Raw genomic sequence first — 10,057 nt, forward strand, 5'->3', positions numbered from 1 at the left:
AACATGTAACGTTTAGCTGTTGCTAGATTGCTTTAGTTAATTATATTTTGAATTACTGAAGTAATCACTTAATCTAAAACTATTTTTATAAAATCTTTTTGTTTGAAAAATATGCTCGTCTTTATATTTCTCAAATGTATTATTGTCAATTATTTTATTCATAAAATCGGTTAGCTCTTTCACATTATAATCTATATCGTCTTGACTCATAATAGCTTCGTCATTTGAGTTATTTGTAGAGATTTTTAAATGAATATAGCAATTATGACCATTACCAAGAATATATGGTTTTTGATAAAATGACCTTGGTGTATTTAAAACAGCTATGTCCAATAAACTTTTTAACATTGACATTTGAAAATCACTTAGTTGGCTTGTATACAATTCCATACTAGAACCCCTGGATAACGAACCGAAAAAAAATACTTCACCATTTTCTACAATCTCTATAGTAAAACCCTTGTAATTATTTTTGTGACAATTGCTTGATAATGATATAAGGTTAAAGTCTGTATTATATTGTAGTTCTTTTTCTAAGTTCACAAATGATAGCTTTTTTTGATGGATAGTAAAAGGCCCTAAATTTTGTACTTCAATTCTAATTGGTGTATTTAATTCTATTTCAATTGTGTCTTTTGTATGCCTAACAATTTCACCTTTAAAAGAATAATAGCGGTTAGAATCGTAATCAGTAATTTCTGAAATATAAACACTATTATCTTGATTTTGATAGGTGATGTTACCAATTGAATCAATGATCAACATACTTGACGAGAGGTAATCTGTTTCATCATCAGTGATTGATACCCACTTAGTATTGGTAAATGATGCTTTATCTAATTTTGATTTTTTCTCTTGACAAGAACAAACCAAGATGATAAGAGCTATTATATATAGATGAGGCTTTTTGATATTGAAGATTTTTTATGATGTAATGTAACTGCAATGACACGAAATCTAACCATTGGTAAATTTAACCTAAAGTGAAACTTACAATCCCATCATTGTTAGATATGATGGTTAATATTTCGATAAGCTCTTTTAGGATTTCTTTTTCAGAAGTTTTAATCTCTTCATCAAGAGGTAAACGATCAAAAACATTATAAATAGAAGATAGAGCTTCTAATACATTTTTACCATCAAACATTACCTCATGAGGCTCATTATTAATTTGACAATATCCGTTACCCGTAATATAATCGACAATATGATAATAAAAAGTAAGGTTTCTTAAATCATAAAAACCGAGATCATAAGGTACTTCATACCTCATTATATACATTAATGAGTGTAGTTCTTCGTGAAAGACCATAAATGAATTCTCGATTTTGTGATCTTGAATTTTGTTTTTATTGACTTCAAACCACCCAATAGATTGAATCTTTCCTGAAATACAGTCTTCATTTTTCTTGTACCCTTGCACATATGTTGCTACTCCCATAACTCTTTGATGTTTGTTTTAGTTGTTGTTTTATTTCAAATTGAATGTCACCTTTTGGCTATTAAAATTATTCTTACAGAAAACCATAAAATTATTATTAAAATAGAATGTATCTGTACCCTTATAAAATAATCGTTGTATTTTTCTTTAATAACAGTAATAATTCATTTGCTTCCGTAATATCGTCATGAAATATCCAATCAGATAATGTGCCAGTGGGTTTTGAATATCTTTTTTCAAGCGCCTCAAAGTTTCTGTGGAGTACTGCATCATCATCAGTTGACTCAAGGATTTCATTTATTAGATCAATAGCTCTTTTGTCGTCTATTTCTTGCCAATCCACAATAGACTCTATCGTCAAAATCCTCACATACATTTCTAAATCCATACTTGAATTATAGGTTTGTAAAGAGAAATTATCAACCACAATATTTGATAGTTTATTAATCTCAATTAATGCTTTTTCACTTGAAATTTTGTCATTTTCAAAATCAATAATTAACCTTTTAATTTTTTCAGATTTGTCCATTTTTCCCAATAGTAATAAGGTATTTTTCTGAAGTGTCATATTTATCTACCTTATCATCTTATTAAGTTAGAATCTTGACATCAGAATGACCACGCTTTGAGAGATAGGTTAGGTCAGTCGATTCATGGCGTAAACTGTTTTTGAAAACAGTCGAAGTGTTTCTTTATTTTCTGCAAACTCGTTCAACTGAATTTATCGAAGCGCTATTTTGAAAAAATGAGTACCTTCCAAAAACTTTATTTTTATTAAGATCCACCTTCAAAAATTCAGTTCTGCATAAAAAGAAATAGTAATCGGTTTTTGAAGATTTTTCTAATGCATTTGGTGATATTAAATAGTATTTATTTATTTCAAAGGCTGTTAGATATGGTCTGCAAAGCATTCCATCATCTCCATATATAGTGACTCTCTTTCTCTGTTCTTTTCCTTTAAACTTTCTTATTATTTCTACGGTCATTGAATAAGGAGTTTTTTCAGAGCCACCCGAGGGATTATGGCCTACATAAGAATCAAATGAAATGATCTTAACCAAGGCTACAAAATTAGATGTTTTAATGGTCTTCTTAAATGAGTCATTCCATGGACGTGTACATTCACATGCTTTTAATTCATTAGAGAAAGAGGTAATTAGTAATGTAATAATAATAAATTGCTTCATCTTATGTATAGAGTAAATGTAAATTGAGTTGGAGGCTTCTTGTTGTGGTTTGTGAGGACATTCAAAACCTTATGGCCTCTCAAGTGCTTTTTATAGTGATCCGAAAGAATATTGCAATATAATGTCCCCTCAATTTACTTTCAATTTTGTAAGGTATCCTTTACGATGGATACCGTTGTAGGGACGTCCACACGAACCACAACAAGAACTATTTTTTATATATTCTCCCTATCAGCCTTTATCCTCATTTTATAATTTTACTCTGATTGTATTTTACTAAATCCTTGTAAAATGTTTTAATTCAAACGCGATTCCAATACCTTTCTAACTTCTTCCGCAGTTGGATCTTTGACAAGAATCACCCCGTTTTCATCAATTAGAAATATTCCACCGCCACTTCCATCTATATTATATTTTTGCCATATATTATTTTGATCATCTACTTCTACCAAATTCAACCAAGGCCATTTTTCTTTTTCGAGAAATCTGATAAATTTATCCGTATTTTTTCTTTCTCCTGCTACTCCGATAATTGTAAAACCTTTGTCTTTAAAATCATTATATACAGGAACCATAGTTCTACTTTTGACAATACAAGGCCCACACCAAGTTGCCCATAAATCTAACAAAGCAATCTTATTCTCAATTTTTTCAGAAAGTTTGATATTATTTCCATTCAAGTCAGGTGCAGTAAAGTCAACATATTTTTTCCCAACTTTTATGTTGTCAATTGCTTTAGTTAAGTTGTAAGCCAATGTATTATATGGGTGATTGGGGTTTGCATCTGAAAGAAGCTGAAGATTTTTTTTAGCGATATTAATATCGACCCTCTCTTTATGATACATAAGGTCTTGAATAAAGAAAAAGTAAGATACAATTGAAGGATTTTTTTCTATGTAATCTTGCTGAAATTCTTTCTGTTTCTTATTGTACAATTTTAATTTGTTATCAATGATTTGTGCTTTCGTGCTTAAATACTGATTGCTCTCTTTTAAATCATTAATTTTTTGTTGAATAATGACTTTATCCTCACGATTTTCAGGTTTTCTTTTTGCTGCATTTAACTGTTTTGCTTGATCACTATGAAATTGATCAGTTTGTAATAACAGCGCCATACTGTCATGCAAAGTATTTAATTTTGAAATGAATATATTATCTACTTTGTACTTTTGGTATTGAGCGTTGAGTTCACCACCTTCAACTACGTTTTTGTCAAACTCTTTTTCAGCGTAAATTGTTAAGTCAATTTTTTCATTTGTCAAAAACAGAGGCATAAATCTTCCTCCAATATTTTTTGCTTCTCCTAGATACAATTCCACACACTGAGGATAATCTAACTTTGCTTTATAGTAAAATTCTCCATCCTTAACAGGTATTTCAATCAATGAGTCAGAGTCAATATACTGACCAGCTTTGACTAAAATTATGGATTTAGTGTCTACCCCAACTGTTTTTCCATTGATTTCAAGAAGTTGTTCTTGAGTTGATGAACAGTTGAAAAAAAATACAGTTACAAATAGTAATAGGAAGTTTGTTATTAGTTTCATTTTAGATTTCAGTTTTCAAAGTTTGCTACTAGATTGTTGAAAGATGATATGAATTTACATTTTTATGTATTACAAAACAAGAATAGCTTTTTTAAGAAGTGAAAGAGAGAATAACCACATGAATGTGATGTTGATTAGGAGAAGAACTTCATCACAAATATGATTTCAGAATTAATTGTTTACTCACCACCTTTGTTCAACTAGAGCTAAATTTTTGGTTTTGAAGACCAAACTAAACCCTAATTATTCTGCACTATTTATTTAACTTCCAATTCAATAAAACTGCATTTGAAATTAGTATTTACAATTTGAATCTTTCAAAATATTGATATAACTCATAAATGAATTTTGTAGAATATATAAAATATACGTCTATATAGATTAAAACATTAGTACGTAAAACAGTAATTTAAATAAGAATAATCTTTGACTTTAATAATTAAATTTCAAGAAGACTCTCATCAAACCAAACATCTTCATATTGATTCCCATCAATTAAAAATCGATATCCTGCTGGTAAATCCAAATACTTTTCTAGGTCTATTTTTATGTACTCATTTAGATGTTCTTTACAAACAGGTTTAAAAAAATCTTCATATTCTGAATAATCACCTGACCAAATATACCACCCATTGGTATTCTGTTCAGAAGGGTGCCTCAAACCATGTATTACACCATTGCCTAAAGAATCTATTGCTAATCCAATAATAGAATTTGGTGTTGGTCTATCAGGCTTTACACCTATTTTTTCACAAATTGATTCGTTATTTTTATTTTCCACTGAATTAAATTTTTACATCTGAGTGTTTAACATAATTGTACACAACGGTTTGAAAATGCAGCATTTGGCACAAAAAACACCTGCCTATCAAACCGATATGTATTTTATTTAATGTTACCTTGTTCAAATTTAGAACTATTCGCCAAATGACCTATATTTTTTGTTATGCAAATTTTTCATATCAAATCAATAGAATGTATACTCATATTTGACTTCTTCTATCTGTTTTTCTGTTGTCCATTTATTACTAAAATACTTCTCACTTTTAGTTATTAATCCATTTTCATAGTGATATAGCATTTTGACAATGGTAAAGCTATCAGAACCTGAACACAAAATTTTAGAATTTGTAATTATGTATCCATTTGAATACTCCAATTTATTTACTTTCCATTCCTCTCCACTTGCATGATATTTCGTAATCTTTATTAATCGATCTAAATCATCGTGCTCAAATGTTATCTTGTAATTTTTGAATTGGAGGCTGTCAAAATGGTTAATTCGAATCTGTTTTAATAATCCAGATGAATTATAAAAGTACTCTTTGAATTGTCTATTAGCATAATTCGCTCTATCCCTTTTTATTCTGTTGACTTTTGAAAATCTTTCACCATAGATGTTTATTTCCTTTTCCAATACTAATCTATTTGCAGAATCATAGTCGAACTGTTTAACTCCTTTAATCTCGCGAAGATTTCCGTTTGTATCATATATATAATTTTGTGAAGCTCTATATCTTCTTCGAAAAAAGCCTCTTTTGTCAATCTCATTATAACTAATCAAGTTGGCATTTTTATCATAGTTGTAGTAATAGAGGTTTTTAGAAGGTTTTCTATTTGGTGAAGATTTTACAAGAAATGATTGATTGTTAATCTCATTGAAATAACTTACTTCTCGAATCTGCTCTTGATTGTTCATTATCCTTACCTTTACTAGGTGACCTGTGCTATCAAATAGTTCAGTCTTTTCATCTGATAAAGTCTTGTATGTAATAGATTTAATTCTGTAATCTTTAATTAATTGTGCTCTATATTCTGGATTTTCAATTAAATTTTTCGGTTCAGCTTCAAATAAGCAATATTCCTGCTTTGCGTTATAATTTATATCCAACAAGTTATCCTTAATAGTTAATAAAGGTGCTATAGTTATTTGACCATAAGTATTAATTCTTGAAATAATCAAGAACAAAATCAGTAATATGTTAGACGCTCGTTTCATTTAAATTTTACCGTAGAAGTAGAGTCTGATAGTTCACTCAAATTAATAATTATAAAAGTAGTAAATTTCAGTAAACTATCAGTACCCCCTTTATCAAAGCATACGTGAAGTTTTCCCTCATACGGCTTACCAATAGGATTCTTCAACGAGCTTTCGCATGCGTTTTCAAACGGGCATACTTTTCCAAATCTAACAGACCTTTGCTCCTATTACGTTTATAAATTGTTATGCACTTTTTCCTTTTGTGCCAAGAATTAGTACGCTTATACACTAATATCAAGCAATCATGACATTTCACCATAATTCAAGTCATTAATGCCTCAATTTTGAATTATCAAATGTTAGGAGATAACTAAGATTAGGTGTTAGTACTTATTTTTTTAAATCAGGTATTTATACTCTAAAATATAGTCTAATATCATAAGACATTTGTAAAGTAATCAAAACAAATTATTCGATTGAGTAGCTACTATCAGTTTTAATTACAAAGGCGGAATCCGAAAAGCCTATTTTTAAATTGAGTAGGAAAAGTTTATAACTTTTATAATTAAGAGTTTTAATTCAAAATTTTTAAAAGAGCGATAGCTCAGTTAATTATAACAAACCAACTATTTAATATTTAAATCCAAACTAAAATGAGTATAATAAACGCATTATTAACAGGGGGTATGCTTATAGGGAAAGTTTGCCAAGCATTAAGTCCGGGGGAAAGCAGATCTGTTTTTGTACATGAAGAAAGTTCCGCTAGCTTTTTTGGTGTTGTGGAATCAGGAGGAGTCACATTTTATAGAAAAAATGTTGACGGTAAATCAACTATTTATGCTGCCAATACTTCTCCAACTTCATATGCTTCAATTGCTGTGCCTAATTCAACCCAAGGAAATGATCAAGGAGGAGTGACTTACGTAATACAGCCCTTAGAAAAGATACCATTCGATGAGGCTGAAAACCCGTTGGTAAGTCCCGAAACGAATATCACTACAGGCTTGGTTCAGGGGGAGGGTAACCTTGAAAGCGTAGCTGGAGGAGGACACAATTTATTTAAGCTTGGTTTCAAAGGCTTAACTTTTGGAAAATATATATATGTTGGCCCATTTAGGTTATCTTGTACAACTACTCAGTTGACGATATTATCTACTTCTTTGCTTCTTTCACAAATGACCTATTTTTATTTTAATTCAGACAAAGGTGTGTCTGCAATATCACAAAATATAATTGAGAGAGATTCAGATAATAACCTAAGTGTAGAAGAAGATTTAAAAGAAAACTCATTTGACATTAACTTTGATAGTTTAGGAATTGATGTCAAAACGGATACTATAGAAGGACAGATAACCTGTCAGATTGATAATAGTAGCTTGCAAGAGTTATTAGCCGTCTCAAAAGTTCCTTCTGTACCACTTGATGAGTCGGAAATAGCGTTCTTTAAATCGATCAATAAACTAGCCTAATTAATCATTACCCGCTTTGATATGTCGATCATACAAAGCGGGTATTTAAATTTCTTACTATGCACAGTTTGACAAAAGACCAAAAAGAATTATTCAAGTATATCAACAAACTTTTGGAGGAGGAAGATCATTTAGAATTTGATTTCAGAGATGAAAAACAATTTGAATTTGCGAAGCTAATGTTTTTTTTAAGTGGACATTCAAAAGAATACCCAGGGACTTTAATAAGCTTAGAAAAAATAAAGGAAAAGCACCAAAAGAGAGATTCTGATTATCAAAAGAAAGCTATAAAGAAGGAGATATCCGGTTGGGAAACTACTTTTGGAATACCTGTTGTTGACAAACAAAAAGATAATACAATTGTGGCTACTGGTTTTGGTACTGTAGTGGGAGGTTTTGACGCTATGGATATGACTTTGCTTATTCAAAATACAGAAACCAAGGACATCGTAGCGCATGGTTCTGGAAAAAGCTTTTGGAATACATATTTAGATATAAACTCTGACCATTCCGATTCAACGGATACAGGCGTAGAATCCTTTATGTCATATATTTACTTCCCATCTACAACAGGAATTAAAGAGGAGAATGAAGGTATATCCGGTATAGTGAAGCGTCAAACAAGTTCAAATATGAACTTTTCAGAAAAACAAGAGATTAACGCCCCTATACGTACATCAGGAAACCCTCTAAATGACAAGGCAGTAAATATAGGTCTCGGAAGACCGTGGAGTGACCAAGGACGTGATGCTCAATTTGATTATGTTTGGGATGAAAAAACCCAGAATCATCCAATAGGTAAAGTTCCTTTTGTTGGAAATGCAACATTCTCGAAAAACATCAAATCTCCTTTAGTATTTGGTAAAAATCTACTTCTAAAAATTGATCTAACAGATAAAACTTCTGGAGGTAATACAAAACTAAATGCACAAGAATATGACCATATAGCTGAAAGTTTTAGTGTTGATGAAAACAATCCAAAGAAATTGGTTTGGAATTTACCTCCCGGAGTAGATGCTAAAGATCGAGGAAACCCAATAACTTTTGGAAACGTACCTTGGAGTTCAGATATCCTAGCAGCTTTTTATGCAGAGATTGCAGTAGTCTTGGAAGATGGTCACTTTGGAGTAACGTATGTCATAAGCACAGGTTATGAAGACTCAACTTTTAACGGAACGACACGAATAATGCCCATAAATTTTGTTTGGCATTGTCTAGGTAAAGACGCTTTGGTTACTCTAGAAGGTAATCATCAAAAAGTAATAGAAGAAATAAAAGCTGGAGATAAAGTAGTTATCAATGAAAAAGGTGATGTAGTGGAGGTTTTATGGACAACGAAAGGTATTCATAAAAGCAATGCTTATAAAATCATAACCTCTAAAGAAAAAGAAATAATTACGAGCCACAATCATATCTTTTTTACTCAGGAAGAGTCTAAAACAGCTCAGGAATTACTAATAGGTGAAAAACTTAAAACCATTGATGGGATGGAAGAGATTTCCAAAATAGAACAAATAGAAGATGCAGGCATCATGTGCAATCTGGCAACATCCAATTTTAAATCTTCTCATGATGTCTCTGTCCCTTCTGGTACATTTTTCGCCAATGGCTTCCTAGTTGGAGATGTTAATGCTCAGCATATACAACGTCAATTGAGGTTAAATGACATAAATTGGATAAAATCACAAGTTCCTTCATTTTTACATGAGGATGTTGAAATATATTTTAAAAAGAAATAACTCATTTTAATATGTAAATCAACCTAACTACCATAGGAGGCAAAAATACGAGAATCAGAGATTTTCAGGCCTAATTTGAATACATAGCAGGTAAACAAATATGAGGAGGAGGCTTGGGTGTCGAGCGTTTTAAAACTTATGTTTTTTTAGAAGTTTTGAAACCACAGTCGGAGGGAAAAGCGTTAAGAAAAGGTTTCCTGAAAACCTTTTTAGCGATAAGCCAAACTGTAGCGTAAGGAATGTTTACCCGCTATACTTTGACTAGATATCAAGTTAAGACTCTATTAATAATCTTTATATCTATGAGAAATGAGAGGATGACTTACGATAAGGAACTTAAACATTTGGAGTCATATCTATACCTGAAAATTTAATTATTTGTTCAAACTCCCAACCTGTTAAAAATATTGTAAAAATTTCACTAAAAAATGTATCAACATATATATCTTCTTGTTCTGCTACAACTGAAATTTCGAAACTCATTTGTTTTATTTTTTAGTAATAATATTGATGATAATGCCGTAGAGTAGAGCCTGATAGCTCTCTCTGTTTAAATAATTATAAATGTAATCATTTTGAGAAAGCTATCAGAACCCCCTTCATCAAACCGTACGTGAAGTTTTCCCTCATACGGCTTACCGATAGAATTCTTCATTGAGCTTTCGCAAGTGTTTGCAAGCGAGCATACTTTTC

Annotated in this window: 10 protein-coding genes; 2 read left to right on the forward strand and 8 right to left on the reverse strand. The window is 30.9% G+C overall.

Annotation, left to right across the window (positions count from 1 at the left end; translation table 11 throughout):
- Positions 1-36: 36 nt before the first annotated feature.
- The 7 genes from AVL50_RS08545 to AVL50_RS08575 form a co-directional block, all read right to left on the reverse strand.
- Complete coding sequence (locus tag AVL50_RS08545; RefSeq protein WP_157491217.1) at positions 37-765, reverse strand: hypothetical protein; 729 nt, start codon at positions 763-765, stop codon at positions 37-39.
- Positions 766-973: 208 nt separating this feature from the next.
- A complete protein-coding gene (locus tag AVL50_RS08550; RefSeq protein WP_062616075.1) occupies positions 974-1,441 on the reverse strand; it encodes a hypothetical protein in 468 nt (155 codons plus the stop codon).
- Between the two features lie 121 nt (positions 1,442-1,562).
- Complete coding sequence (locus AVL50_RS08555) at positions 1,563-2,009, reverse strand: hypothetical protein (RefSeq protein ID WP_157491218.1); 447 nt, start codon at positions 2,007-2,009, stop codon at positions 1,563-1,565.
- A gap of 124 nt (positions 2,010-2,133) precedes the next feature.
- Entirely contained in the window at positions 2,134-2,628 is a 495-nt protein-coding gene (locus AVL50_RS08560; protein ID WP_062616077.1) for a hypothetical protein, read from the reverse strand.
- A 296-nt stretch (positions 2,629-2,924) separates the two neighbouring features.
- Positions 2,925-4,175, reverse strand: coding sequence for a TlpA disulfide reductase family protein (locus AVL50_RS08565; RefSeq protein WP_062616078.1), 1,251 nt, complete (start codon positions 4,173-4,175; stop codon positions 2,925-2,927).
- A gap of 439 nt (positions 4,176-4,614) precedes the next feature.
- A complete protein-coding gene (locus AVL50_RS08570; RefSeq protein WP_216639022.1) occupies positions 4,615-4,956 on the reverse strand; it encodes a hypothetical protein in 342 nt (113 codons plus the stop codon).
- A 186-nt stretch (positions 4,957-5,142) separates the two neighbouring features.
- Complete coding sequence (locus AVL50_RS08575; protein ID WP_062616079.1) at positions 5,143-6,174, reverse strand: hypothetical protein; 1,032 nt, start codon at positions 6,172-6,174, stop codon at positions 5,143-5,145.
- A 635-nt stretch (positions 6,175-6,809) separates the two neighbouring features.
- Here AVL50_RS08575 and AVL50_RS08580 point away from each other — a divergent pair.
- Both AVL50_RS08580 and AVL50_RS08585 read left to right on the forward strand, forming a co-directional pair.
- Positions 6,810-7,625: a hypothetical protein gene (locus AVL50_RS08580; protein ID WP_062616080.1), complete on the forward strand. Its 816-nt coding sequence runs from the start codon at positions 6,810-6,812 to the stop codon at positions 7,623-7,625.
- A 68-nt stretch (positions 7,626-7,693) separates the two neighbouring features.
- Positions 7,694-9,364: a Hint domain-containing protein gene (locus AVL50_RS08585; protein ID WP_172826801.1), complete on the forward strand. Its 1,671-nt coding sequence runs from the start codon at positions 7,694-7,696 to the stop codon at positions 9,362-9,364.
- Between the two features lie 336 nt (positions 9,365-9,700).
- Here the strand turns inward: AVL50_RS08585 and AVL50_RS32920 are convergent, their stop codons facing one another.
- Positions 9,701-9,847 (reverse strand): hypothetical protein, encoded by a 147-nt coding sequence (locus AVL50_RS32920; RefSeq protein ID WP_157491219.1) that lies wholly within the window; start codon positions 9,845-9,847, stop codon positions 9,701-9,703.
- Between the last annotated feature and the right edge of the window lie 210 nt (positions 9,848-10,057).

Source organism: Flammeovirga sp. SJP92 (genome assembly GCF_001583495.1).
GTDB lineage: Bacteria > Bacteroidota > Bacteroidia > Cytophagales > Flammeovirgaceae > Flammeovirga.